This is a genomic window from Janthinobacterium sp. NKUCC06_STL, assembly GCF_019345455.1.
Classification (GTDB): domain Bacteria; phylum Pseudomonadota; class Gammaproteobacteria; order Burkholderiales; family Burkholderiaceae_D; genus Janthinobacterium; species Janthinobacterium rivuli.
The window spans coordinates 87,224-110,116 of sequence record NZ_JAHKQY010000015.1 but is presented as its reverse complement, the minus strand read 5'-3'; the positions used below and the strand labels follow the sequence as shown (position 1 = coordinate 110,116).

26 protein-coding genes are annotated in these 22,893 nt (G+C 58.1%); 8 read left to right on the top strand and 18 right to left on the bottom strand.

Annotated elements, in window-relative coordinates; translation table 11 throughout:
* Window positions 1–104 precede the first annotated feature (104 nt).
* The gene (locus tag KO539_RS28895; RefSeq protein WP_219313710.1) at window positions 105–1,268 is read left to right on the top strand and encodes an MFS transporter; all 1,164 of its coding nucleotides are present in this window, start codon (window positions 105–107) and stop codon (window positions 1,266–1,268) included.
* Window positions 1,269–1,285: 17 nt separating this feature from the next.
* Here the strand turns inward: KO539_RS28895 and yddG are convergent, their stop codons facing one another.
* Window positions 1,286–2,191 carry an aromatic amino acid DMT transporter YddG gene (yddG, locus tag KO539_RS28890; protein ID WP_219313709.1) on the bottom strand — a complete coding sequence of 302 codons (906 nt, stop codon included), beginning with the start codon at window positions 2,189–2,191 and terminating at the stop codon, window positions 1,286–1,288.
* A 362-nt stretch (window positions 2,192–2,553) separates the two neighbouring features.
* On the opposite strand from yddG, the gene KO539_RS28885 reads away from it, so the two are divergent.
* A complete protein-coding gene (locus KO539_RS28885; RefSeq protein WP_219313707.1) occupies window positions 2,554–3,813 on the top strand; it encodes a hypothetical protein in 1,260 nt (419 codons plus the stop codon).
* Window positions 3,814–4,143: 330 nt separating this feature from the next.
* Here the strand turns inward: KO539_RS28885 and KO539_RS28880 are convergent, their stop codons facing one another.
* On the bottom strand, window positions 4,144–5,001 hold the full coding sequence (locus KO539_RS28880) for a helix-turn-helix domain-containing protein (protein ID WP_219313706.1): 858 nt from the start codon (window positions 4,999–5,001) through the stop codon (window positions 4,144–4,146).
* A gap of 51 nt (window positions 5,002–5,052) precedes the next feature.
* Here KO539_RS28880 and KO539_RS28875 point away from each other — a divergent pair, with 51 nt between their 5' ends.
* From KO539_RS28875 to KO539_RS28860, 4 genes are all read left to right on the top strand, one after another.
* Window positions 5,053–5,637 (top strand): hypothetical protein, encoded by a 585-nt coding sequence (locus tag KO539_RS28875; RefSeq protein WP_219313705.1) that lies wholly within the window; start codon window positions 5,053–5,055, stop codon window positions 5,635–5,637.
* A 205-nt stretch (window positions 5,638–5,842) separates the two neighbouring features.
* Entirely contained in the window at window positions 5,843–6,382 is a 540-nt protein-coding gene (locus tag KO539_RS28870; RefSeq protein WP_219313704.1) for a hypothetical protein, read from the top strand.
* Between the two features lie 640 nt (window positions 6,383–7,022).
* Entirely contained in the window at window positions 7,023–7,214 is a 192-nt protein-coding gene (locus KO539_RS28865; protein WP_158300141.1) for a hypothetical protein, read from the top strand.
* A gap of 135 nt (window positions 7,215–7,349) precedes the next feature.
* The gene (locus KO539_RS28860) at window positions 7,350–9,452 is read left to right on the top strand and encodes a hypothetical protein (protein WP_219313702.1); all 2,103 of its coding nucleotides are present in this window, start codon (window positions 7,350–7,352) and stop codon (window positions 9,450–9,452) included.
* Window positions 9,453–10,686: 1,234 nt separating this feature from the next.
* On the opposite strand, the gene KO539_RS28855 is transcribed toward KO539_RS28860, so the two are convergent.
* Genes KO539_RS28855 through KO539_RS28830 form a run of 6 tightly spaced genes read right to left on the bottom strand, consistent with a single transcriptional unit; the run spans window position 10,687 to window position 13,374 of the window.
* Window positions 10,687–11,187: a hypothetical protein gene (locus KO539_RS28855; protein WP_219313700.1), complete on the bottom strand. Its 501-nt coding sequence runs from the start codon at window positions 11,185–11,187 to the stop codon at window positions 10,687–10,689.
* Between the two features lie 33 nt (window positions 11,188–11,220).
* Window positions 11,221–11,622 carry a DUF4128 domain-containing protein gene (locus KO539_RS28850; protein ID WP_219313699.1) on the bottom strand — a complete coding sequence of 134 codons (402 nt, stop codon included), beginning with the start codon at window positions 11,620–11,622 and terminating at the stop codon, window positions 11,221–11,223.
* Complete coding sequence (locus KO539_RS28845) at window positions 11,619–12,116, bottom strand: HK97 gp10 family phage protein (protein ID WP_219313697.1); 498 nt, start codon at window positions 12,114–12,116, stop codon at window positions 11,619–11,621. The genes KO539_RS28850 and KO539_RS28845 overlap by 4 nt, the downstream gene beginning before the upstream one ends.
* Window positions 12,116–12,490, bottom strand: a complete 375-nt coding sequence (locus KO539_RS28840) for a hypothetical protein (protein WP_219313695.1) — start codon at window positions 12,488–12,490, stop codon at window positions 12,116–12,118. Before KO539_RS28840 ends, KO539_RS28845 begins: the two co-directional genes overlap by 1 nt.
* A gap of 3 nt (window positions 12,491–12,493) precedes the next feature.
* Complete coding sequence (locus tag KO539_RS28835; protein ID WP_219313693.1) at window positions 12,494–12,865, bottom strand: hypothetical protein; 372 nt, start codon at window positions 12,863–12,865, stop codon at window positions 12,494–12,496.
* Window positions 12,862–13,374: a DnaT-like ssDNA-binding protein gene (locus KO539_RS28830; RefSeq protein ID WP_219313692.1), complete on the bottom strand. Its 513-nt coding sequence runs from the start codon at window positions 13,372–13,374 to the stop codon at window positions 12,862–12,864. The genes KO539_RS28835 and KO539_RS28830 overlap by 4 nt, the downstream gene beginning before the upstream one ends.
* A 107-nt stretch (window positions 13,375–13,481) precedes the next feature.
* Between KO539_RS28830 and KO539_RS30500 the strand changes: the two genes are divergently transcribed.
* Window positions 13,482–14,129, top strand: a complete 648-nt coding sequence (locus tag KO539_RS30500) for an FxDxF family PEP-CTERM protein (RefSeq protein WP_257626541.1) — start codon at window positions 13,482–13,484, stop codon at window positions 14,127–14,129.
* Window positions 14,130–14,186: 57 nt separating this feature from the next.
* On the opposite strand, the gene KO539_RS28820 is transcribed toward KO539_RS30500, so the two are convergent.
* From KO539_RS28820 to KO539_RS28785, 8 genes are all read right to left on the bottom strand, one after another.
* Entirely contained in the window at window positions 14,187–14,693 is a 507-nt protein-coding gene (locus KO539_RS28820; RefSeq protein WP_219313690.1) for a hypothetical protein, read from the bottom strand.
* Window positions 14,694–14,798: 105 nt separating this feature from the next.
* Window positions 14,799–15,791, bottom strand: a complete 993-nt coding sequence (locus tag KO539_RS28815; RefSeq protein ID WP_219313688.1) for a major capsid protein — start codon at window positions 15,789–15,791, stop codon at window positions 14,799–14,801.
* A gap of 2 nt (window positions 15,792–15,793) precedes the next feature.
* Entirely contained in the window at window positions 15,794–16,573 is a 780-nt protein-coding gene (locus KO539_RS28810) for a DUF6651 domain-containing protein (RefSeq protein ID WP_219313686.1), read from the bottom strand.
* A 136-nt stretch (window positions 16,574–16,709) separates the two neighbouring features.
* Window positions 16,710–17,210: a hypothetical protein gene (locus KO539_RS28805; protein WP_219313684.1), complete on the bottom strand. Its 501-nt coding sequence runs from the start codon at window positions 17,208–17,210 to the stop codon at window positions 16,710–16,712.
* 87 nt (window positions 17,211–17,297) lie between these two features.
* A complete protein-coding gene (locus KO539_RS28800) occupies window positions 17,298–18,521 on the bottom strand; it encodes a phage head morphogenesis protein (RefSeq protein ID WP_219313682.1) in 1,224 nt (407 codons plus the stop codon).
* Window positions 18,522–19,889, bottom strand: coding sequence for a DUF4055 domain-containing protein (locus tag KO539_RS28795; protein ID WP_219313680.1), 1,368 nt, complete (start codon window positions 19,887–19,889; stop codon window positions 18,522–18,524).
* Between the two features lie 14 nt (window positions 19,890–19,903).
* Window positions 19,904–21,190 carry a terminase large subunit domain-containing protein gene (locus KO539_RS28790; RefSeq protein WP_219313678.1) on the bottom strand — a complete coding sequence of 429 codons (1,287 nt, stop codon included), beginning with the start codon at window positions 21,188–21,190 and terminating at the stop codon, window positions 19,904–19,906.
* Window positions 21,171–21,620: a hypothetical protein gene (locus tag KO539_RS28785; RefSeq protein WP_219313676.1), complete on the bottom strand. Its 450-nt coding sequence runs from the start codon at window positions 21,618–21,620 to the stop codon at window positions 21,171–21,173. Before KO539_RS28785 ends, KO539_RS28790 begins: the two co-directional genes overlap by 20 nt.
* A 156-nt stretch (window positions 21,621–21,776) precedes the next feature.
* On the opposite strand from KO539_RS28785, the gene KO539_RS28780 reads away from it, so the two are divergent.
* Window positions 21,777–22,046, top strand: a complete 270-nt coding sequence (locus KO539_RS28780) for a hypothetical protein (protein ID WP_219313674.1) — start codon at window positions 21,777–21,779, stop codon at window positions 22,044–22,046.
* Between the two features lie 146 nt (window positions 22,047–22,192).
* Here the strand turns inward: KO539_RS28780 and KO539_RS28775 are convergent, their stop codons facing one another.
* Both KO539_RS28775 and KO539_RS28770 read right to left on the bottom strand, forming a co-directional pair.
* Complete coding sequence (locus KO539_RS28775) at window positions 22,193–22,396, bottom strand: hypothetical protein (RefSeq protein ID WP_219313672.1); 204 nt, start codon at window positions 22,394–22,396, stop codon at window positions 22,193–22,195.
* The gene (locus tag KO539_RS28770; protein WP_219313671.1) at window positions 22,393–22,713 is read right to left on the bottom strand and encodes a hypothetical protein; all 321 of its coding nucleotides are present in this window, start codon (window positions 22,711–22,713) and stop codon (window positions 22,393–22,395) included. The genes KO539_RS28775 and KO539_RS28770 overlap by 4 nt, the downstream gene beginning before the upstream one ends.
* Window positions 22,714–22,893 lie beyond the last annotated feature (180 nt).

Sequence of the window (22,893 nt, the reverse complement as noted above, 5' to 3'; positions counted from 1 at the left end):
CCCCCCCCCCCCCCCCCCCCCCCCCCCCCCCCCCCCCCCCCCCCCCCCCCCCCCCCCCCCACGCCTGGCGGGTGTTTTTGTTATTACTCTCGAAGGATATTGCTATGCCGCTGGTTGTTTACATTTTGGGGTTGACGATCTTTTCGTTAACCACCTCCGAATTCATGGTGGCGGGCATGATGCCGTCGCTGGCCCTGGCCATGGACGAACCGGTGACACGCATCGGCTACCTGATCTCGCTCTACGCCATGGGCATGGTCATCGGCGGCCCGCTGAGCACCATCGTCCTGCTCAAGCTGCGCGTGCCGAACAAGCAGGGCCTGCTGTGGCTGCTGGGCTTTTATGTGCTGGCCCAATCCGTCGCCGCGTCCGCTACCAGCTATGACATCCTGGCCATCGCGCGGGTGGTCACGGGCGTGGCCGCCGCCACCTGCTTTGGCCTGTCCCTGGCGATCTGCGCCGACATCGTCGCGCCCGACGCGCGCGGACGCGCCGCCGCCGTCGTGATTGGCGGTCTCATGCTCGCTTCCGTGGTGGGCGTGCCGGTCGCCACGCTCATCGACCAGCACCTGGGATGGCGCGCCAGCTTCTGGCTGGTGGTGCTGCTGGCGCTGATGTGCCTGGCGCTCATCAGCGTACTGGTGCCGCCCTCCAAACCGTCCGAAGTCGTCAGCCTCGGCAAGGAACTGGGGGAATTCCGCAACCGCCACCTGTGGGCGGCGTACGCCAGCAGCGGCCTCATCATCGGAGCGATTTTCGCGGCCTTCAGCTACTTCGCGGCCATCCTGACGCAAATTACAGGATTTCAAGCTTCCGACATCCCCTGGCTGCTGGGCGTCTACGGCGTCGCCAACGTGGTGGGCAATGGCGTGGTCGGCCGCTATGCGGACCGCTACACCACCGTCATCATGGTCTGGGGCATGGTCATCCTGAGCATCAGCCTGGCGCTGTTCGCCGTCTTTGCGCACGACAAGACCATCAGCGTCACCTTGCTGGTCGTCACGGGCCTGGTCGGCATGTCGATGAATCCCGCCATCATCGCCCGCGTGATGAAAACGGCCCATCCGGGGCCGCTGGTCAACACGGTGCACACGTCCGTCATCAACATCGGCCTGGGCGCCGGTTCCTGGCTCGGCGGCCTCGGCATCGCCGCCGGCTACGGCCTGCGCTCCCCGCTGTGGGTCGGCGTCGCGCTGGCCGTGCTTGGCCTCATCAGTTTGCTGCCTTACCTCGGGCACAAGTCGCGCGATTCGGTGCTGTCGCACTAGCGGCTGGCGGCGCGGTGTTAGGTGCTGACTGGCTTGATGCGTCGTGCGCGCGTCGCCAGCCAGCACAGGATGGCGCCGCCGCACACCATCGCCGAACCTTGCCAGAAGGCCAGCGACAGCGGCGTGCGCAGCAGCAGCGACGACAGCGCGGCGGACAGCACGGGGATGAAATACGAGGCGCCGGCCAGGATCGTGACGTTGCCGTGCAAAATGCCCACGTTCCAGGCGCTGTAGCCAAAGCCCATGGCGCCGGCCGCCAGCAGCAGGTACATGACGGCCTCGACAGTAAACACCATGGGGCCGCCGCCTTGCAGCAGGTATTTGATCCACAAGCTGACGGAAACGAGGATGAAGAACAGGGTCACGCCATTCTTGCCCTGCGCGATGCGCGCCGTCACGGTGCAATACGCGGCCCAGATCAGCGCGCCGGCAAAGGCCAGGCCATAGCTGAGCGGGTTGCCGCGCACGTTGGCCACGCTGCCGGTCAGATCAAAACCCTGTTCGCCGCCCAGCACCCAGCTGATGCCGGCGACGGACAGCAGGAAACCCGGCACGATGAGGAAATTGCTCTTCTGCCCATTGAACACGATGGCCGCGACGATGGTGAAGGTTGGCCACAGATAGTTCACCATGCCCACCTCAATGGCCTGGCGCGCCGTGCTGGCATAGCCTATCGACAGCGCCAGGTACAGCTCATAAGTGACGAACAGCAGGCTGCCCCAGAGCAGATAGCGGCGTGGAAATTCGCTCGGCCTCGTGCAACCCACGGACAGCAGCAGGAACACCGACGCCACGCTGTACATCATCGCCGCCCCGCCCGTGGGTCCCAGCAGGTCGGTGACATTGCGGATCAGTCCGATAATCGAGCTCCACAGCAGAATGGCGCCCAGCCCGGTCAGGGTGGCCTTGTTGGTATTTTTCATGTTTATGTCATTCAGGTGATGCAGTTACACGCCCGGTGTCGTTCTCCAGAGCAATCAGCGGCGAAAATTATTAAAATTACATCAATTATTTGCGGATACTATATTCCAGTAGCCAAACTTACACCCTTCTGTGTCAGGATCCTTGTCGCGTCACCTGATTTACCGTGGCATCGGCGAATTTCTCCTTCCCGCCCATACATAAAAATTATAAAAGGAAGTATCCTCAAGGCCAGCCTACCCGAATTACGCGCAGCATACTGATAGCGCGTGATCGCGATTGCTTACCAGCCGAGCAGGACATCCTGCTTCCCAATACACCGCGACTGAAATCGCCAGCCAGAACACAATTTATGCGAAAAATAATGCAAAAACCTCGTTCCATGATTATTTTTACCATGCTGGCCAGCTTGGCCATGCCTGTCTTGTCAGCGGATAAGCCGCTATCGTTGCCAGACCGCCTGGCCACCCTACGCACGACTATCACAATCGATCATGGAAAGATGGCTGGTTCCGGCGCTACGACATTGCTAAACGCGGGCCTGGAAAGCCAATTCGTACTCATCGGCGAAGACCATGGCATTGCAGAAATTGCGAATTTTTCGGCGGCGTATTTTGAAGAATTGGCAAAGCAAGGATTTACGACGCTGATTATCGAAAATGGGCCGGCGGTCGCTGATGCTTTGGAAAAAACGTTGAAATCCGATACCGGCGTCGCTGGCATAGCGGCATTTAATAAGGCATATCCGGTCGCGACTGCGTTTTACAAATGGCAAGCTGAGGCCCAATTCCTGGCGCGTATCGCGAAAGCTGCCGGACCATCGTTCCATTTAGTGGGAATGGATCAGGAACTCATGGGCGCTTCGAAATATTTGCTCGATCAAATGGCCGAGCAACCGCTTGGTCCTTTGGCGAAATCAAAAATCGAGGCCTTCCGCAAGCTTGAAAGCGACGATTATCGCCGAGCGTCGGAGAGCGGAGATCCGCGAGAGCTTTTCATGGTAAAAATCAAGGAAGAAGAATTAGTCGCGTTACAGAAGCTGCTCACGACACCCAAGGAAATGCCCGCCCTGGCGATGTTGAATTCCTTGATTGATAGCCGCAGCATTTATGCCAAAAACATGACGCCGGGACAAGGGTATTCGTCCAATACACAGCGTGCCAGGCTAATGAAGCAGTATGTGGCCAGCCATTTGACGCTTGCGCCGGCACAGCGCATGTTGCTGAAAGCCGGTGCAGTGCATGTATTCCGGGGCTATAACCCGCTTGGCGCCGGTAGCCGGGAGATCGGCAATTATTTGGCTGAATATGCGGAAGGCCGCGGACAAAAATCGCTGCATGTGCTGGTGCTGGCGTCCAAAGGCCAGCAGTCGCAATTTGCCGGCATTGGGCGCGCGTCTGCCACGACAGAAATCGAAAAAGTCGATACCAAGTCAGCCATGGCTGGCGTATTGCCCTTCTTTGCCGCGGCGAGTGAACATAAGGAATGGTCATTGTTCGACGTGCGCCCCTTGCTGGGATCGGCCAAATCCCTGGCGAATGGAGACAGCAGTGTCCAGGGCATGATTCAGGGCTACGATTTTGTACTGGTCATTCCCAATGGCAACGCAACGTCGGACCTGTGACAATATCGCCATCATGGTTCGGCCTGAACCAGGCCGGTCTCACCAAGGGCGATCCAGGTAACTTGTGCCAGTGTGAAAGACAAGAGGGCCTGGCCTGTTTTTGGGCAGGTCCGAGCGCCTGTATTTGGGCGCACCTGGACTATCTGCCTTCGGCATACGGGCGCACGGCTGACGCAATGGCCCCTCAACGTCGGCGCGCCAATCCCTAGCATGCCCAGTGCTATCGCAGTTATAACGGACGTGAGCTACACTACGGCATGCTGCTGACCGGCCTCGGCCTACTGGGCTTCATGACACGCCGGCATAATAAGCAAGCTTGGAAATGGAAGGTCACCTATGAGGTGGCTTAAGGCGCATCAACTTGCGTATGAGACTGGGAGGCATTCCCGATGCGGTTTGAAATGCCCTGGTCATGTGGGCCAAATCAGAAAAACCTTCGTCAAAGGCAATCATCGTAAGGCTGTCGAAGGATGAGAGGCGATGCGATACGCGAATCAAGCGCGACGCTTGTCTAAGGGCTTCGGCCGTTATATTTGACTCCCGCAACCGGCGCTCCAACGTGCGCAGGTGGCAGCCCAGCTTGCGGGCGACACTGGCGATGGGAAGGTGTCCCTCGCTTTCAAACACCAGAGCCACTTCTCCGGCAGCGGACGCCTCCACACCCAGGATATTGGCAATGGTGGTCAAGCTGCGCTTTTCTGCTCCGTTCGGCAACTGCGCATTGCGCCGCGTGGTCGCCATCATGGTTTCCACAATCGCCAGGGTGCCTTGGCGGCAGCTATCAGGATCGTCGCCATCGGCCGCAAGCGTTCCATCTGCGCCATTGCGGGAGGCGCTGCTGGGCCGGCGCGCGTAACCACTGGCGCCAAGGCTAGTCTGCACGCCGAGTTTGGCTGACTGGTTATAGACGTTGAACGCGATCAACACATCGGCTTCGCGCTGGAATGACGATAGAAGCAGATAGCCAGGGTTGATGTCGGTGGCGAGGAAGTCGTTGACCATGCGCTCGACCACACCGGCCCCAGCTCCCTCAGCCATTCTGGCGCGGCCAGCGGCATGGTAGCGCTGATATGGCAAGTGGCCACTGATGGCGTGCGACACCGCTGAGACGAACCTGCTCATCGGCGTCCAGCCAGCCTTGCCCTCGAGCGCATTTACGACAACATGATAGGCAAGCGAGTTCGGCATTCCTGATCCCCAGTTTGATATTTTGACGATGCCTCGGCAAGCGCCCGATCGATGCAAAGCAAGCCAGGATTGCCCGCATACGAAAATGGCCGCAAAGGTCCCAGCCATGGAATCATGCTTACAAAAGGGACATCCCCTGAGTGCCTCAATCGCCAAACCCCAGTCACTAATTGCCATACTACAACACCGCTGGCAAAAAAATGGCGTTTATATAACATTATTATGTTCTATATCTTAAGAAAATCAGTAGCCGAGGCTGTACAGCGTCAATCGCCGTCTGGCTCACTGCCGCCGGGGCCGGGTGGGACGGTGCAGGTATTGCAAGCCATGTTTTTGCCGGCCTCCGGACTCGACACCGGATTGCGTACGCGAGACCAGGAGTGGCAGATTTTGAACCCCAGAGCCCAGACCCAAGTCGGCGGCGTGATCAGCTTCAGTTCGCGCATCGGCGCCCCCTCGGGATCGTCACCTTCGATGCACGCGTTGATGCTGCCGTCAGTCAGTACCTTGGCCGAAGACGATCCGTACATCCTGAGCCGGAATCGGGACGATCGCACGGCAGCCGGATCGATGATTTTTCCGCTCAAGGAAAGGATCAAGAGCGCTATCGCATCAGCAGATAACATCCCCCGATAGCTGGAAAGCGTACTTCTGCTCAGTTGGAACGGGACACCACTGATACATATCAACGATATTTTCAAAAAATTAATATTATTACATTTGAATAGTTTTTCTTTAGTCGAAACATGTAGGATTTGTATTGCTTACATCCTGGAGCTAGTCGCCAGACCTCAATTTGAGATAGCAGACTCAACCATTCAACCAAGTCGAAAGGAACAAGATGAAACCCCAGATGCGTCATGCCGCAATGATCGTTTCGCTGTTGTCCGCCTCCTCCTGTGCTTTGGCGCAGATTCCAAATCGATGCCCATCGCTGGCGTTTTATGGCAATGCCGCCACCAGCGGCCTCTGCAAAAGCCTCAGCCCTGCTACACAAAACCTGCAAGTGTGTGAATTGACGGCCGCACAACCCGACGTTCACTTGACCTTCGGCCTCCAGCCAAATGGCGTGAACCCGCCCGTCCCTCTCCACCTGACAGTGCGCACTCAGGCCAACAACTGCGAACAAGCGACCAATATCGTCCAGAACGCTGCCGGAGCGTTTGTCGCGCAAAGCAACGCCCTGCTCTGTGGCGTCGACCCCGTCACCTATGTTCAACGCATGAACGCTCAAACGATTGTCCCGGGGAGCAACGGTCAAAGCGCTTGTCGCACAGCATTCATCAACGCACAGACGGGCGGTAAATTGACGCCAGCAGTGGCTCAAGGCTACCTCAATGCTTGCAACACCGGAGGCCTGGCGAATGCCGCATGTCCGTGATGTGAAGCGGCAAGCACCAAAGGCGACAATAAATGAACTGCATTCCGAGTGCGAGCGAAGGAATTTTGAAAGGCTAGCGAGTGTCCAGCAGACTCCTGGCGATTCACAGTGATCCGGAAAGGAGATAAAAATGAGCAAAGGTAGCGGTAATAACGGAGGCCGTAGTGCTGGCTCCCAGGGCGGTGGCAATAAAGGTGGCGCAGCAGTTGGCGGTGGCCGTGGCCAAGGAAATGGGGGAGGATGGCCAAGTGCAACGGGCAAGCCATCCGGCGGAGGGCGCAGCAACGCACCCGCTGGCGCTGGCAACAAATAGGTCTGGCGCTGGTTAGCTTAATAATTCCGTCGAGAGGAACCGCCCGCAAGCTAAACTTGTGGACTCCCTTGACGTGAAAACGGCCGCAGGAAGCGGCCGTATCGTTTGGGGCTGGACAGCGGGTTAACAACCTATTGCCCCAGATTTGCCCCAAGTTCCTATTTGTAGACAAAATCAATATCGGAGTTGTGGCATGCTATCGCGATGTGGGAGGAGCATGCCACGGCAACGAAATATCCACTCAACGGCACGGAGCCGTCAAGCAGAGCCGGCGGCAGACCACCTGCGTTGAAGCCTGAGCATATCGCAGTTTTACACGATATCGTAATGGAGCGCGCGCAGGCCAGCTTGCAGGAAATCGCCGACGAACTTCATCACCGCTGTGCTTTACGCGTGTGCGCAGCAACGATTCGCCGCGCGCTAGGTGCCGTACGGCTCAAGCCGGTACAATCTGACATCCGCAAAGATGGTCTTGAGGACAATTTTTCACTCCTCTTTCTAGGTAATTTTGTTATCTAAGTGATATTTGGTGATAATTTTTTCAATTTTCGCCATTAGTATGACAAGACACTAGGGAGAAAAATCATGCGTATACATGCTTTTACTATGTTCGTCATAGTTGGGATCAGCTTGCTCAGTGGTTGTGCAGCCCAGATGTCCAAATCGATTGGTCAACGGGTTGACGTATCGGAACAATGCCGACAAGTGCAAGAAGATCCCCTGCCGAACGCTGCTCCCAGCAATATACTCACCGCGCATCTTGGCAACTTCGGCGACTGTGATGTATGGCTAAATCAAAGCAAGAAACACTACGAATTCCTGCCCTTGTGCGCATTTGCACAAATCCAGACCAAGTATGACTACGAGTTCTCAACCGGCGAGGCCGAGATGCTCAGGAAAGCGGAGCTAGACAAGTTTGAGAAGGTCGTCACGCAACTGAATGAGTTGAGAGACCTTGTCAATCAGAAAAAAGATGCACTCGAAAACAGCCTGCAAAGCCCAGAGCAAAACCGGCTGGTTGCCGTAGCAAATGCAGTGAATCAAATCGATCCGGCAGCGATACGCCAAAAGCTCGCTGATCTGCGCACCAGCATCAACGTACTACGGCAGACGCTGTATAATGACCGTCAGCTGTTCAGCCAGCAAATGGCCATCGAGTTGGCCGCCTGGGATACCAACTTCCGAGCCACCCTTGACCAGTTTGAACGACTTCTGTCCGGCGACTACCGGCTTGTCATCAGCGACACGCTGCGCAACCAAGTTATCGTCCATGTCGCTCGGCGCAGTCTCGACATGCTGCACAGCGCGTTGCGGCCAGCCGACGCCATCATCAACAAACTGGACCAGCAAGGCTACGGCGTCATCAGCGTCAGCTACATGGCTTTCGGTCCCGATATCCAGAAAAGCGTCAACAAGGCCAAGCTAAAGATCGAAGGCATTTACCAGGAACGGCTGAAAAAAACCGGATCGGATAACCCGAAATACCTGCAGCAATTCATGCGGGAGATGCGGCGCGCTGCCTGCAGCAATCTGCAGCAGGGCACGCAATTTTCCATGCTGACCGAGATCGTCGACACGCTGTTCATCACGGACATCAAGGACGATGCAGCGAACAAAACCATCATCGAAGACAAGCTGGTAGAGTACGATGCGACAGGATCGGCTCACGGTGCCCATGAATTGTTCGGCAGCATTAGCGCATCTTATGCAGCGATGGTGGACGGGCAAAAAGCGCCGCCAGCACCGCCCGTCGCACTGCACGTTTCCCTTGCTAACGAGTGGGCCGCACGCCAGATGCTGCTGGTCGAAAAGATGGAAACAAGGGTCAAGGCCGGCGCGCGCGTGCCCGAAAAAGACAAGTATGGGAAAATCCCGCCGCCAGAAATTATCTTCCCAACACTGGAACAAGTCGATGAGGCCTCCGTAACGCGGATTGCGGACGCCGCCAGTGCCAAGGTCATCGACGACGCCGCACGCAGCGCACCGGCCTTGCTTGTCAGCCAGACCGGTGTGGCAGGCAGCGACCTGCAGGTGGCGATAGCCAACAACATCAACGTATCCGCCGCCGCGTATGCCGTCAGCCAGGCTTCGGCGACGCTGAACGCCAACTTCAACATCAATAACAGCAATACCTTCAACCCCACCAATACCGTCGCGCCGGTGATCAATGTGGCCCCGTATCCCGCTGGCGGCGGCAGCGGCGGCGGCACTGCCGCCACGCCGGACGCTGGCGCGTCGTTCTGTGCCAGCGGCTATTTTGCCGCCCACAACACAGCATGCGTGCGCGACGGGCGCGACTACGTGGTGACTTTCGCCCCCAGCAAATCCTTCGCCAGCAATGCCTGCAGCAGCCAGACGATCGACATTGAACTGAAACTGTTGGCCGCTGCTGCGGTCCACCATGCTGAAAGCACCGGCGGCCGCTTCAACGCGTCGATTACCGGCCTTGCCTCACCGCCCGCTGCCTCAGCGTCAAACTGCGGCGCCAGGGTCGCGCCCCGCTGCACCTACGTCAATCAGATTCGGGATGCGGTCAAGATCGATGGCTGTCCGGCAGCCGGCACCAAAGACAGCGGCAATCGCATGCTGTCTGCCGCACGGGCAGCCGCTGCCGCCAAAACGCTGGAGGACGCCGCGCCCGGCCTGATCCTGGTGAATGGGCTGTCGGCACAGGGCGCCGACAGCGCCTACGGGGTCGCAAACGAAAATCTCGATATCGATCGGACCGTCGTCGTTCGTCTGCAAACCGTCCGTTAAGCAAGCGGTTTGCACGTAGGTTTTTTCCACAATCCGTATAGAAAATTTGCGTCGACCTATAAGATGTCGGCATACGGCAAAGCAGCACTGTGTCACGCTTCCTTGGTCACTAAACTAAATACGCGGGCTTCACGTATTTTGCCCTCACGTATTAGCAAACAGTCCGTTGATATTCTTTCCGGTAATCACATCCGGTCCAAAATAGCAGCTATAGCTACCTGAATCGCCACCTATAGCTTAGGCTCTCCTGATCCATGGCTCTTGAAAGATGAAGAGCCAATGATCGTGTTGAGACCTGGGTGTCCTGCCAGACTCCTGGTGCGCGATCTCACAGCTGCCGGATCTAACGACGAGATCGGGGCCGACCTGCCTATCCCCTGCCCTGCAGAGACTCCTACTGCGCGCTAGCAAATGCCGCTTGAGCTTCGGCAGGCTCAGACAGGATATCTTCCATGGCTAAACACCCTGCGACTTTATAGCTCAGGTTTTTGCAGGGCTCCGACTTTGGCTTGACGTGTAGGCGGTGCCCGCGGTTTGGGGCTGGCTGCCGCAGCCGGTGCTGACGTTTGAATGTCGATCGGTACTGCAACGCATCGTGCTGGTCGCGATGCATTAGAGCGTACGCTCACGCTGCCCGCCTCAGCTGATTGGTACACATCGATATGGATCGGGTTATATTGACCACAGAGACAATTACGCTTCGCCCAGGCTTCGCCGCGGAAGCCTAGCTGAGTTTATAGCATCTACATCTCAAGCATCTTGCTTCGAAGCTTTTTCTGCATGCCAAAACCTCAGAGTGCCGTCAACGCCTCTAAGGCCCACAAGGACAAGTTTGACCCCGTTTGAGGTATCGTAGTCTTGTGACGATCGGTATTTCTGGAGCCTGATTGTATACACCAGTTGCTGATTCAGCGCGGACATGTTGCGGTAAGCCAATCAAGTGTCGCCCACAATACCTCACCATCATTATGACGGCGATATCGGTGACTGTCTGGATCCGCCTGCCAATTACCCCAAACCTGACTTCTAAGCGCGGCATGCCCGGCAGTGGTAAGCCAGTCGCCGCTATTCGGCGCATTTTCCAATTGCAGGCTCTGGGTGAGCTCGATTCCTAAACGCGGTCTCGCAGCCGCCCCCTGAGCAGCGATCTCGTCGCCCTCGTCTATACCTATTCCATAAATCTCCGGCTGCCACACTAGTGGGAATGCGCACGCCAGTTGATCAAGCTCGCCGATTAGCCGGTGCTGCCTTCCTTGAAGAAGCCCTTGGCGGCGCTGGCCATGTCTCCATAAGACTTGATCTGCGCTTGCGCGCCCTGCTGGGCTGCTGTGGCTTGAGCCTTGGCGATCTTAGTCGGATCACCGCCGGCGTCCTTCATTGAGGCCGCCAGTTGCGCTGCGACACCAGCCTGCGTGCGTTCGTAGCCAGTCAGCGCTGTGGTCAGGCCGCCGATCGCTTTCCCCACAGCACCGAACGATTCGGCCATGCCGGTGGCATCAGCCTGCGCCACCGTGTCGACGGCCGTCAAAATATCCAGCAGTTCCTTGGCCTTGGCGACGTCGGTGCCAGCCTCCTGGGCCTGGGCGACACCTTGCGCGGCGCGCAAGCGGCTCAAGCTGTCGATCTTACGATTATTCAGTTCGATGGTCTTCTCGCTATTCGCGAAGCCAGCCAAGGCCGCGTTCTGCTCCTCCAGGTCGGCAATGGCCAGTGCCGTCTTGGCTGCTGGCAGCAAGCCGTAAGTGCGGATCTGTGTGGGTGATGCGGGTTACAGGTTGCAGAACCAGCGAATCTTGACAGGGACCATCCAGCGGTCGCCGTCCTCGCGGCCGTCTGCGATTTCAGGCGTGCGCTCGATCTGCACGGTCACATCGCCCTTCGTGAAGCTTGCGCCGCGCCGAAACAGCTCCCTGATCATTTCAGCGCGCGCGCCGGCAACGGCAGTGCCCTGCCCTGACGGATACATCAGGCTGACCTGGAAGATGCCGCGCTCCTGGCGCGAGCCGTCGCCCATGGAGTGATTGGCAGGTTCCGCCGGCAGCAGGTAGGCGGCCTGATACGGCCGGCCAGTAACCGGCGTGTAGGGCACGTTCTGCCATGCGGTGTCGATGGATGGCGCGAGTCTGGTCAGTGCCGTCTCCAGTGCCGCGCGTATTGTTGCTTGGCTCATAATTTATAGCTCGAATAGCCTTGAGCGAACTCGCTTGCGGTGGTGCCGTCGCGCACGCCGTTCACAGCATTGTCCACAATGGTGCGGAATTCCACGACCGTCAGCATCACCACGCCGACGGGCGCCTGGCGGGACCAGCCCTCTTCGATGCGTTTCGCATAAGGCAGGTTGTTCACGAGATAGATCACGTCGCCCGCCTTCGCCGCACTGATCGTGCTGCCGTGGGCGGCAATCGTGGCACTGCCGTCCTTGTCGATCAGGTCGCGCACGCCAGCAGACGGTGAGCCGATGGAGAGCTGCCAGTTGGCGCGGAAGCGGCCATCGGTATAACCAGGTGGCGGCTTGTGCTTCCAGAACTTGGCATCACCTACCGGCGAGCGATGCATCACCTTGTTGTCGATCTTCATGGTGATGGCGCGCACCACCAAGTCCTGATTGGCCTTGGTCTTGGCGATGAATTCGGCGATCTGCATGGAAAACGACATACTGGCCATCAAATCCCCCTGAGTTGCAGCGTGTGCAGCACTGCCACGTCGACCGGCGCGGTGGTTTCGACGGCCTTGACCGTGTAGTTGGCGCCGCCGAACAGCACCAGGTCGGCGGCGGTAGGCTGCGGCATCGGCCCGCCATTGCGCTGCAGTGGTGACAGCAGCAGCTTCTGGTCGCCTGCCTGGATCAGCGTGCCGTCGATGTTCTCGGCCTCGTAGGCGATTTTCACGCCCGTGCCTTCGTAGTCTGTGGTGATGGTGGGCGCGGTGCCCAGGCCCGGATCGTAATCACCGGTCACTACCTGGCGCAGCACCACGATGCCGCCCTTGCGGCGCAGGGACTGGTCGGCGCGCGCGGCGGTTTTGCTGTAATCGGTCATAGCCTATGGCGCTTTCAAGTAGTCATACGGCGGCGTCTCCACGAAGCGCACCGCCTTGATCGTGGTCTTGCCGTCGATCAGGGCACGCAGCACCCGGTGCCAGCCGTCCATGATGAAGCCCTGCTGGCACAGAATGATCGGATACTCGGTGTTGACGTCCAGCGCGCGGCGCACGTGGTGCGCGATGCCGTAGGCCGAACCGACAGGGGTCCAGACCTCGCTGCCGGAGTAAATCGCCGCCAGCGGCAGGTCGAACGGCACCAAGTCCTTAGCGCGTGCGATCAGGCTGGTGACGATCCATACCTTGCCGTCGTCGCAGTAGGTGTTATCGGCGACGAAACAGCCGTCGATCTTCACTGCCGGGTAGGTGCTCATGCCCGTGTCACCTTCATCGAATTGCCGCCGCCGGCCGCACCGAAGTACGGCGCCAGGAGCGCGTCCACGGCCACGAAGCGCTCGCGCGCGTCCGTGGTGTTCTGGAAGTACTCCGTTTCCAGCGGGCCGGTCTTGTCCTTCTTGATGGCGTTCGAGCCGGTGTCGAGGTCGGGAAGCAGGTCTTCGCCGTTGCCAGCGCGCACGGCCAGGTCAATGCAAGCATTCACCACGTCCACCGGCACGATGATGCTGGGCACAATAAAGCTGTCGACCACGACATTGTAGCGTGGCCAATCCAACGCCTGATGCTGATACACCCGGCGGCCGGCCCAGCGCGTGCGGTAGGAGGCCATGAACTGAACCGCCTTGCGCAAGGCGATCTCCTTGGATGCCTCGGCCAGCGCCGCCCAAACGGTCAGGCCCAGGCTGGCACAACGCGCATCAGCCGCGGCGACGCTGGCATATGAGTCTGCGTCTGCCAGGCCGGCACCTGTTTCGATGATGATCATAATTTATTCCTGTTACTTTGATAATAAAAATATATCCAGCAAATATCGCATAAAATTGTCGTATAATTAATTTCAGTACTTTTTTAACATCAAAACACAGGGATGAAATGAACTCAAAAACTGTTGCCAAAATTACGCTCAGCGCTCTCATTTTCTGCGCCTGCATCCACGCACAAGCCATAACCTTTTCCAACGTCGCGTTACTTGGCAGTGGAATCTCTTCTCTGGGTGCTCCTGACACGACCAGCTACGGCGAAACCTTAACGACATCATTCGAAGGAGTACTTCAGGATTTCAGCTTTTATGCGACTGCAGGTAACAATGGCAACGTGGGGTTGATAATTGCGACTTGGGATGGCAGCAAAGCCATCGGGCCGGCCTTGTACACAAGTTCACCAATCGCGTATAGCGGTGGCGTCCAGACACTCGTAGCGAATGAAATCAATTTGACATTGCTAGTCGGTGTAAAGTACATCGCATTTTTAACAACTGCAGGCATCGACAATCCAATTTCAAGCGTGACGATGCAAGGTTCGACCGCCGACGCTGGCTTGGGAGGCAAATTTGCGTATCTGAATTCCGATGGCGCCAATCCCCTTGATTTGAATGGCGCATGGAACCACCATTCTGTAAGTAACATGGCCTATACAGCGAATATCACCCCAGTAGTACCAGAGCCGGAAACCTACGGCATGATGTTGGCAGGCCTGGGCCTCATCGGCTTCATGGCTCGTCGCAAAGCCAAGTCGTCTTAATTGAAATTGGCGCCTTGCACGATGGCGCCGTTTTTTTGCCAGCAACCACTACCTCATTCAAGCACCCAGCAGCGCTTGAAGTTCAGCCTTGTTTGCCGCCGCAGGGTATTTGATGCCCTTACTATCTAGCGCACCCTGCAGTTGCTCCTTACTCATCCCGGTGGCTTGCGTACTGGCGACCGCACCACTAGCCAAGGATCCGGCCTCGCCACGCAGGCGCTGAGCTTCGGCTTCATTCGCGGCGGTCTGGTCCGCGATGCGAATGGCAGCAATCCCGTTTTCACGCGCCTGCTCGGCAACGCGATCCTTCTCAGCCGCCAGTTCGCGCTCGCGCTCGCGCTGCTGCAAATCGTCGTGCGCGGCCAGCAGATCAGTGCGAGCAGCTGTCAACTCGGCCACGGTCGGCATGCGCTCGCCGGCGCCCAGGTCAATGTATTCGGACTTGATCGTGACTTCCGGCACCTCTGCAGCGGCATGGGAGCGGTCGACCGGCACATTTGCATCGATGATTTTGAGGCCAGCCTGGCGTGCAAGCGCCTTGACATCCTCGTTGTATTGGAACATCGGCACTGGCAGATATCAGATGTTTGCCGGTACATTTTCCATTTGGAACTCCGTTTTTTGTGCTTGATGAAGAAGCCGCGCCCCGTTGAGATGCGCGGCGCGGGCTTACTTGGTCGCGTCACCGAGGGGGATCACGCCAGCCGTGTGCTTGTCGCTGGTGGCCACCTTGTCCCAGTTGGAGCCGGTGCCCAGCGCAGCATCGGATGGCGATTTGCCGCCTGAAGCTTCGTCCCAGGTGTAGCCCTTCAAGCCAAGGCCGAAGGTGTAGTCGACCTGCATCGTCGTTTCGATGCGATCTTTGCCGTTGGTCGTGTCGATGTTGCTGATGATGTCGGAACCATCGGTAACCGTCGCGGCACCTTCGGCCAAGGACAGTACGCGCAGCTTGGCTGGTGCGGCTGGTCCAGGTGCCGGACCGACGGCTGCCGAATACAGTGCTGGCGCATCGGTAACTACCACCGGCTTGCCCAGCACATCCACCACTCGCACGTTTTGGGCCTGGAACAGCTGGGTTGCATTGGCCAGGTTAGCGCCGATCAGCTTGTGGAAGGTCGTGCCGTTCATGATTTGCGCCACCAGATTCCCGCTGTGGTCACTGAACTTGCCGTGGGCTTCGTTCATGGCGATATAGTCCACACCACGCGTCGCGCTCACATCGTTGACCGTGTTGGCGTTGTTGCTGATGGCCGCTACCAGAGCCAGGATGGCCGTGTTCAGCTGATCCGCCAGCATCGCTTCAGCGAAATTGCGCGAGGCAACTTCGATGCCTTCTGCCGTCGGCTTGTGCAACCAGGTCATCTGCGATGGCTCGAAGCGGATCGGACCGAAGCCGCCCGCGATCTTCACCGAGTTGTGCTTCAGTTGGGTCAGGTCAGTCGACGCCGCCACGCCGTTGGCGCCGTAGCGATTTGCACGGCGCTGGGCGGAATGGATAGCCGCAAAAAAGGATTCCTGCAGGAAGTCGCCTTCGAAGCCTTCGGTGGTGAGGCGGATGGCACCATTGCTGGCGGCGTTGAACTTGTCCACCATCTGCGCCAGCGTTTCGATGGTCGCCGGCATGATGTACTTGTTGAAGACTTGCATTTGGGAGAGAGACATTTTTACCCTTTCGCTAATTCGGGATATTGAGCAGCAAAAGCAGCGGCACGCTCTTCGCGCGTACCACCGAGATTGCCCGTTTGTTTTTGGCCGCCACCGCCGCCATTTGGTTGTTGCGTACCACCGCCAGAGGCACCCGAGCCTTTGAGGATCTGATCCTTGTAGGGATACTGATCCACGAGCGTTTCAAGCGCCTCGTCGAAGTCGGCCAGATCGCCCGGGCGCGTGCGCGAGAAAATCTTGTTGCCCGCGCCGTCGTAGGCCACGATCTTGCCGGCCTCGACCTTGAACGCTTGACCGAAGCGCGCCTGAACCAGGTCCACCGGAATGGCAAACTTGTCGGTGATGAGTTTCGAACGATTAAAGCTTCCGCCGATCATTTCCGAATACAGGTTGCCGGTGATGGCGTCCAGTTCGGTCTTGGTGCGGGCCAGTTCGTCGGCGTGGGCCTTGTTGGCAGCGGCGACCTGCTCTTCCGCTGCCTTCTTCGCTGCTAGCTTGATTTCTTCAACCTTGCCGGCCGCGACCAATTTGCCTTCGTCGACGTTCTTCATCAGTTCGATCGCCTTCGCTGCAGCGGCAGGGTCGTCAATGCCAGCGAACGCTTGCAGCTTTGCCTCGGCAGCTTCCTTTGCTTCACGGTGAGACTTTGCCTCACCATTCAGCCCTTGGATCTTCTGCACGGCGGCAGCCGCATCAAACGGGACTTCCTTCCCGTCGTCATGTACGTAGACTGGCTTACCATCCTGGACATTGCCATTTGCATCGAGTTTGAGTTTCATGTGGTGGCTTTCTGGGCATCCGCCCTTGTGAATGGCCTTCTGGCCGTGCGCCGCGTTGCGTCCGCTTGCGGCATAAAAAAAGCCGCCTACTTACGTGGCGGCCATCTAATATTTAAGTAAGAAATTCTAAATATTATTAAATATTTACATATCGAAAAATAAATGATATTACCAAGAAAATAAATCCAATTGCAAAAATGCTTCCTTTGTGACAAAACGAAACAAATGAAGCCAAGCTCCAGACTGTCCCGCCTAACACTACGGGAGTAAATAGCCTCAGCGCGCTTGAAAGTATGGTAGAGAAACTTCCGACAAGAGCAATCATCAAAATAATAACGCCGACAAGAATGAACCATTGGTTAAGCTCGTCTTTTAAATAATGAAGCGCAGAACTTCCAACGAGTAAAACAAAAAGAAAAATCATTGAGGTAAGAACACGCGAGAAATTCTCAACAAATACCTCATCTGTCGCCTCTTTGATTGACTTTTCTGTTCTCTTCTTCAAGGCTTCAGCGTACTCCTTTACATATTTATTTACCACTTCACGCTGGCCGGAACTTAAAAAATAGTCTGCCGCCATAAATGTTGAGGCGATACATTGCATAAGGAGAATTGTCGAATCGGATATTGTAGACATGGCATTATTTTTTAGTTAAGGAGGCGAAACTATACCAAAATAATTTCCACAATGGAATATTTCTCCTCGCTTTGACATTCCGTGTTTCTAAGTACTCGATTTCTTTCGAAGTTCCTCCAGCGTCAGCTTCCGACCCTTGAGGTTCATCAGATCGTTAAGCGTAATCTTGCCTGCCTCGTACATCTCGGCGCGGCCCGGGCCCAAGTACTCAGCCCGCCAGGCCTTGTCCTTGCTTGCCAGGAAGTCCTTGAAGTTCATCTTGCTGCTGACCGCGCCGCCGTCGCTGGGGCGCGTGCTTTCGCCCGGCTCGTCCAGCTCGATACCCAGGTCTTTGAACGACTTGGTGCGCGTGCTGAGCACACAGCGGCAACTAAAATGAATGGCGCCAGGGCCGCCTACCCATTCGTGGGTATGGTTAATCGGCTCTTGACCGTCCAGCGTGTACTCCTGCAGGTCGCGCATGGCGCACAGCAAGCAGGTATGCGAATCGAGCGTCGACAGCCATACCAGGCACTCGATCAGGTCCGCATTCTGCTGGAACGAGGCCAGGCACGCGGCATTGGCCACGGCTTGCACTGAGCTGTGCACCAGCGCGCGCGCGTTTGCGGCTGACGTTTTCAAGATGCCCTGCTCGCCCGGCGCAACAGGATCCGGTGCGGCCCCGGGAGGCTTGGCGGCCGGATCAGCTGGCGGCACACCTGGCTTCGTTGCCGGCCCGGCGGGCGGCGCCTTCGCATCGGGCATTGGAGGCGTGGCAGGCAATGCCGGCTTGTTGGCCAGCGAATCGGCCACCTTCGAGCTCTTGCCCAGCACGCGCGACACGATCTGCGACGTCGTTTCGCCCTGCGCTGCGCCGAGCCGCACCTGGCTGCCGAAGCGGAATTGCGTATCGAGCGCTTGGCGCTTCCACCAATCAGCGGACGACGCGCCTTTGATCAGTGTGTCGCCGACGAGCTTTTCAAGGTAGGTGGCCGGAGGCAGCTTGGCGCCCAGCTCAATCTTGAGGCCCTGCGTCAGCACCTTGGCCGTGTAATCGGCCTCGATGCGCACCATGCCGGTCAAGTTGCGGGTCATTTCCCCCTGCATGCCGGTGTAATGCGAAGAAATCAACGCATTCGACTCACGCAACAGCGCGCCCAGGCGCTGCTTGCCGTAGGTCGAAATCTCGCCCTCGTGCAACTTGGCAGTCAACTCCTTCGACATGGTGGCCATCAGAACCAGGATTTTGTCTTGCGTGCCAGCCGAAAAGCGCAGCAGGTTCAGGGAGTGCGTAAGGAACATCTCGGCGATCCACTCTTCGAGCGCGCCCATTTATTCCCCCGCCAGGTCAGGTGGCGCGGACTGGATGCGCTCCTGCTCATCCTCCCACTTCAAATCTGGCGATACGATGCCGCGGCGTTGCAGCTCATTGAAGTAGGTTTCGCCGGAAATCCGGTTATTGGCCACGCTCTTGAACAGCAATTCCGCACTGGCCTCGGCCAGCGACGCTGCGCCGAAGTCCTTGAAAATGGTGATGTGGCCGCCTTCCGGCTCATTCACCCACTCGGGCATCAGTTGCAGTGCCTGATCGCCTGCGTCTTCGACGTTGCCCGCAATCTTCTGCAGCGCGCACGCGCCCTGCTCGTTATCGGCCAGTGTCTGCGATTCGGTCACGTTGCCCGGCTTGATCACCAGCAGCTCGGCGCCAGCCTGGCGCATGCGGTCTTCCAGGTCGAGGATGGACAGACGGCCGGCCTCGATGGCCTTGCCACCGTGCTCCACGAATTTCAGATCGCCCTCTGGCGAGTCCGACTTCACTGCGGTCCCGGCGCCGACCGTGATGCCGCCCTCGCCCAACATCTTGGCAAACAGGATCGGCACGCGTGCGACGTGCAAAATATTCTGCTGGTCACTCTTGCTTTGCCAGTGCTCGATGTTGCTGTGCGCCAGCTCAAGCAGTGGCGGCGTGGCCTGCATGTAGCCCAGGCGCTTGCCGTAGACGGGCACGAACGCGATGCGCTTCAGTGTGGTGACGCCCTCCTCATGCAGCACCCAATCCTTTTTGCCAGCCGTTTCGCGCTGGCGCCAGGTCTGCCAGCTGCCGCGCCCGAGGACGCGCACCTGCTCGACTTCCTTGGTATCGAAGTCGCCATCCGGCTCGGACACGCTTTCCAGCAGCCGCAGCTGGGTCAAGCCTTCCAGGCTGGTGGCATTCTTCGGCAGCCAGCCCAGGATGTTTTGCACGTGCACCTGAACGAAGTACGGGCGCACGCCAGCGGCTTGTTCGTCGGCCTTCGTGACCAGATTGCCAGCCTTGGGGAAGTCGACCAGGATCCCCGAGAAGCCGTAGCCCATGGCCTCCTGGGTGATCTCAGACAGGAAGCTATGCAAGTCGCGGCCCGACAGATCGACGTTTTGCAGCCAAGGCTTGAGCCGTTCCGGCACGTCCTCGCCCAGCGTCACCGGCTTGCTGAACGGCTTGGCCGACAGCACGTCGATAGTGCGCGCATAGGCCGGGAACAGCGTGGCGACGGCCAGGCGCAGATCGTAGCTTTCGCTGTCCTCGCCCGGCCACTGCGGCAAATACTTCTTGCCAGCCGCCCGCATGGTCTTCGTGCCGCCCAGCAGCGCGGCGATCAGCGCGCAATCCTCGTTCAGCTTGGCGGCTTCGGCTGATTGTTTGCGTACGGCGTCGGTCATGGAAATCCTTGTTGTTACATGCGCAGCGGCGCCGTGGTCGTCGTACTCTTTACGATTGGATAGCGTTTCACGAGGAAGTAGCCGTTCGCATCGTTCGGGTGGTCATGGCCGGACTTCTTGTCCGGCTGGCCGTCGGTGCCCCACACCTGCTGCTCCAGCGCCTCGGTGGTCGTCGGGCACTGGTCGGTGTTGATTTTCCAGCGCCGCTCGCCCTGGGCGTTCAGGATCATGCCGTTGTAGGCGTTGACCCGGTCCTTAACCGCAGGGTTTGAGTGGTTCACCTCGAGCAGGAAGCCCGCCTGGCGCAAAATGGACAGGTCGGACTCGCTGGCATTCTTGCTGCTGGTGTTCTGGCCGGACGCATCCGGGAAAATCTTCACTTGGTGGCCTTTGTCCTTGAAGTCTTCCTTCAGGATCCAGGCCATGGCCGGGGTGTCACGCACTTGCACGCGCTCGGCCAGCGTGCGCGGGAGGCCTTCGCGCACCACGTTGACGCAAGCGGTCATGTTCTGGACGTTGAAGTCCAAGCCCACCATCAGCGGCTCGCCGGGCAAGATGATCTCGTTCGTGTGGTTCAGCGCGCGGTCGAAGTCGGCGTACACGCTGCCACTTGTCAGGTTGGTGAACTTGCCACGCAGGTAGGCATCGATCAGTGCCGGCGGGTAACTAGCCATCAGCGACGGGATATAGTCGTCTGGCAGGTTCAGCTCGTTGTCGAACGTGCTCGCCTGGATCAGGCCGTACAGGCTGGCCAGCTCTGGCTTGTCCCGGATAGCCTTCACGAACTGCTGATAAACGAACTTGAAGCCCTCGGGCGTCGTCGTCACGTCGATACCGTTCATCAGGCCCGGCACGTTGTAGCGCATACGGGCAATGATCTTGCGCCAGGCCATCTGCGCCTTCTTCAGCGGCATCACGTCCAGCTCATCGATCAGCGCATGGCCGATCTTGAAGCCGACGATGGTTTCCGGCTTCTCCATCGAGCGGCAGATGACAGTGCCCCGGTAGCGCCGCCCCTCGTACACCTCGACTTCGTGGTCGCCCTGCTTCACCTTGATGCGCAGGCCCATCGCATAGGCCACCTCCTCCATCGTGGGATAGAAGATGTCGCGGATTTGCGGATAGGTCGGCGCGAAGTAGCCCTGGTTGATGCCTGGCCATTGCCAGAAGTGGGCGCAGATGCCCGCGCAGCCCACAAACGTCTTGCCCGAGCCGAACCCGGCCACGTAGGCCTTGAACTTGTGCGGCAGCTGCAGGAAGCTCGATTGCGGGACGTTCAGGTCAAACTGGATTGTCGTCATGGCGCTTGGCATCTTTCACGCCGAAGGTAATGGCGACCGGTGTTGGAGCGTCGTCGTCCGGCTTCACGTCCTTACTAGCTTTCAGCAGGTTCATGCCGATCTCGGCGGCGCCGTTCGCCATCCTCGTCAGCACTGCGATATCGCCCAAGGCCAGGCGGCTCTGGTCGTCCAGCGGCTCGGCGTCATCGATCTCGCCAGCCTTGTTGTGCGCGATGCCAGACAGCCGGTGCGCGGTGGAAGCGCCATATCGTGCGGCGCCAGCCAGGTGCATCGAGATTTCTTTCAGCTCGTCGGCCAAAGTACGCGCACTTATCTGCGCACCAATCGGAAGCGCACTAAATGCTGACTCTGCCGCAACCAATTGATTTGCAACATCTTTTATTTGTTTCGTCTGCGCACCAAAGCGTTTTCTGATCGCGGCTTCGGACACGCCGAATGCCCGTGCAAGCGCTCGGGCTGCCTCACCTTTTAAAAGGCGCCTACCAATCTCCGACCATTATTTTTCTGTCAGCGATGATTTACGCCCCATACGTTTCTCTCTGATAATATTGGCGTAGTGAAATTTCAGCCTTTATGAGACCCAAACATGCCCTACTACGTTCAGATGCAGCAGACAGACTTTTTCTCCTTTGCCCACAGTTTTAGTGATGCTGAAGCAAGAGCAATCCGCGATGCAGTGATTGACGAAGAATTTGAGTTATCGAATGGTTTTGGCCGCCTCGATAAGGATGGCGATGTGACTCTAACTTTCATCAAGAGCGACGGGTCGCGCATGTACGATCTAAACCATATCGAGATTTGCCGTCAGTTTGCGCAAGGGGATCGTGATGGTCTTGAAGAAGAGATTGAAGATTAATCTGAACACCGCCCGCTTCCAGCAGGCGCCGCAGTGCATCGCGGCTGGAGTCCTCTGGATCATTGCTACGTCGGTGAGCTGCGCCCGTTTTTCAAAGCCCTGCCACTGGAGCGCGCTGGCAGGTCGCAGTTATCAGGTCGAGCCGGCTATTGCGAGCCACGCTGCTGGCGTGCAATAGCGCTCAATACTTGGTGATTGGTGGCGACGCCTCCCGCGAAATACTGCCGCGAAAGTTGCGACGGGCAACCAAGACGGTCGTCGCGCACCACATGTTCTGTCATGGCCCGCAAATAGATTCGCCGGCCGCGCCCCTTGGCGGATGAATAAAGTGATTGCAGGGTCTCGATCATGGGCGTTCGTAGCCCTTACCGCCGTGACGGACGTGCTTCATCATGGCCTGGTGTGCGGCCTCGGTGCGCTCGCGCATCCAGGCATCGAAGCCGTCATCGGGGCGGCATTGAGCGACGAATACCGACACGCTTCCGTGCGCGGTCTCAGCCAACGCATCGCCGGTTGCCTCGTTTATGAGAATGCGCCCGGCACGGTCAGTCGCGTAGACGATGACCTCACCTCGCTCCTCGTCAGCCATGGTGCACATACTCAGGGAAGCGCCGTTGAAAAATACTTTTGCCCGGAATGCGTCCGGGTCGCCTACCGTGATTCGCATATCGATTCTTTCAAGCGGTAAAGGCGTGAAGCGCCGGCTTGGCCATCGCCGCAACCGGGGCTAGGCCAGCAGCACGTGCGCAACGACGGCGCCACCAATCACCGCGCCCAGCAATATGAGGGTGATCATCAACTGGCGGAAGTCGATATCAAGCATGCGGCGCCTCAATACGGGCAATGC

Bases quoted from the DNA above. Each gene is read 5' to 3' on its own strand.
- KO539_RS28860 (WP_219313702.1), top strand. From the start codon at position 7,350: ATGTCCAAATCGATTGGTCAACGGGTTGACGTATCGGAACAATGCCGA.
- KO539_RS28870 (WP_219313704.1), top strand. From the start codon at position 5,843: ATGAAACCCCAGATGCGTCATGCCGCAATGATCGTTTCGCTGTTGTCC.
- KO539_RS28790 (WP_219313678.1), bottom strand. From the start codon at position 21,190: ATGACGACAATCCAGTTTGACCTGAACGTCCCGCAATCGAGCTTCCTG.
- KO539_RS28840 (WP_219313695.1), bottom strand. From the start codon at position 12,490: ATGACCGATTACAGCAAAACCGCCGCGCGCGCCGACCAGTCCCTGCGC.
- KO539_RS28875 (WP_219313705.1), top strand. From the start codon at position 5,053: ATGCAAAGCAAGCCAGGATTGCCCGCATACGAAAATGGCCGCAAAGGT.
- KO539_RS28865 (WP_158300141.1), top strand. From the start codon at position 7,023: ATGGAGCGCGCGCAGGCCAGCTTGCAGGAAATCGCCGACGAACTTCAT.
- KO539_RS28800 (WP_219313682.1), bottom strand. From the start codon at position 18,521: ATGGGCGCGCTCGAAGAGTGGATCGCCGAGATGTTCCTTACGCACTCC.
- KO539_RS28815 (WP_219313688.1), bottom strand. From the start codon at position 15,791: ATGTCTCTCTCCCAAATGCAAGTCTTCAACAAGTACATCATGCCGGCG.
- KO539_RS28850 (WP_219313699.1), bottom strand. From the start codon at position 11,622: ATGAGCCAAGCAACAATACGCGCGGCACTGGAGACGGCACTGACCAGA.
- KO539_RS28775 (WP_219313672.1), bottom strand. From the start codon at position 22,396: ATGATCGAGACCCTGCAATCACTTTATTCATCCGCCAAGGGGCGCGGC.
- KO539_RS28880 (WP_219313706.1), bottom strand. From the start codon at position 5,001: ATGCCGAACTCGCTTGCCTATCATGTTGTCGTAAATGCGCTCGAGGGC.
- KO539_RS28895 (WP_219313710.1), top strand. From the start codon at position 105: ATGCCGCTGGTTGTTTACATTTTGGGGTTGACGATCTTTTCGTTAACC.
- KO539_RS28770 (WP_219313671.1), bottom strand. From the start codon at position 22,713: ATGCGAATCACGGTAGGCGACCCGGACGCATTCCGGGCAAAAGTATTT.
- KO539_RS28820 (WP_219313690.1), bottom strand. From the start codon at position 14,693: ATGTTCCAATACAACGAGGATGTCAAGGCGCTTGCACGCCAGGCTGGC.
- KO539_RS28885 (WP_219313707.1), top strand. From the start codon at position 2,554: ATGCAAAAACCTCGTTCCATGATTATTTTTACCATGCTGGCCAGCTTG.
- KO539_RS28810 (WP_219313686.1), bottom strand. From the start codon at position 16,573: ATGAAACTCAAACTCGATGCAAATGGCAATGTCCAGGATGGTAAGCCA.
- KO539_RS28835 (WP_219313693.1), bottom strand. From the start codon at position 12,865: ATGAGCACCTACCCGGCAGTGAAGATCGACGGCTGTTTCGTCGCCGAT.
- KO539_RS28795 (WP_219313680.1), bottom strand. From the start codon at position 19,889: ATGACCGACGCCGTACGCAAACAATCAGCCGAAGCCGCCAAGCTGAAC.
- KO539_RS28780 (WP_219313674.1), top strand. From the start codon at position 21,777: ATGCCCTACTACGTTCAGATGCAGCAGACAGACTTTTTCTCCTTTGCC.
- KO539_RS30500 (WP_257626541.1), top strand. From the start codon at position 13,482: ATGAACTCAAAAACTGTTGCCAAAATTACGCTCAGCGCTCTCATTTTC.
- KO539_RS28805 (WP_219313684.1), bottom strand. From the start codon at position 17,210: ATGTCTACAATATCCGATTCGACAATTCTCCTTATGCAATGTATCGCC.
- yddG (WP_219313709.1), bottom strand. From the start codon at position 2,191: ATGAAAAATACCAACAAGGCCACCCTGACCGGGCTGGGCGCCATTCTG.
- KO539_RS28845 (WP_219313697.1), bottom strand. From the start codon at position 12,116: ATGGCCAGTATGTCGTTTTCCATGCAGATCGCCGAATTCATCGCCAAG.
- KO539_RS28830 (WP_219313692.1), bottom strand. From the start codon at position 13,374: ATGATCATCATCGAAACAGGTGCCGGCCTGGCAGACGCAGACTCATAT.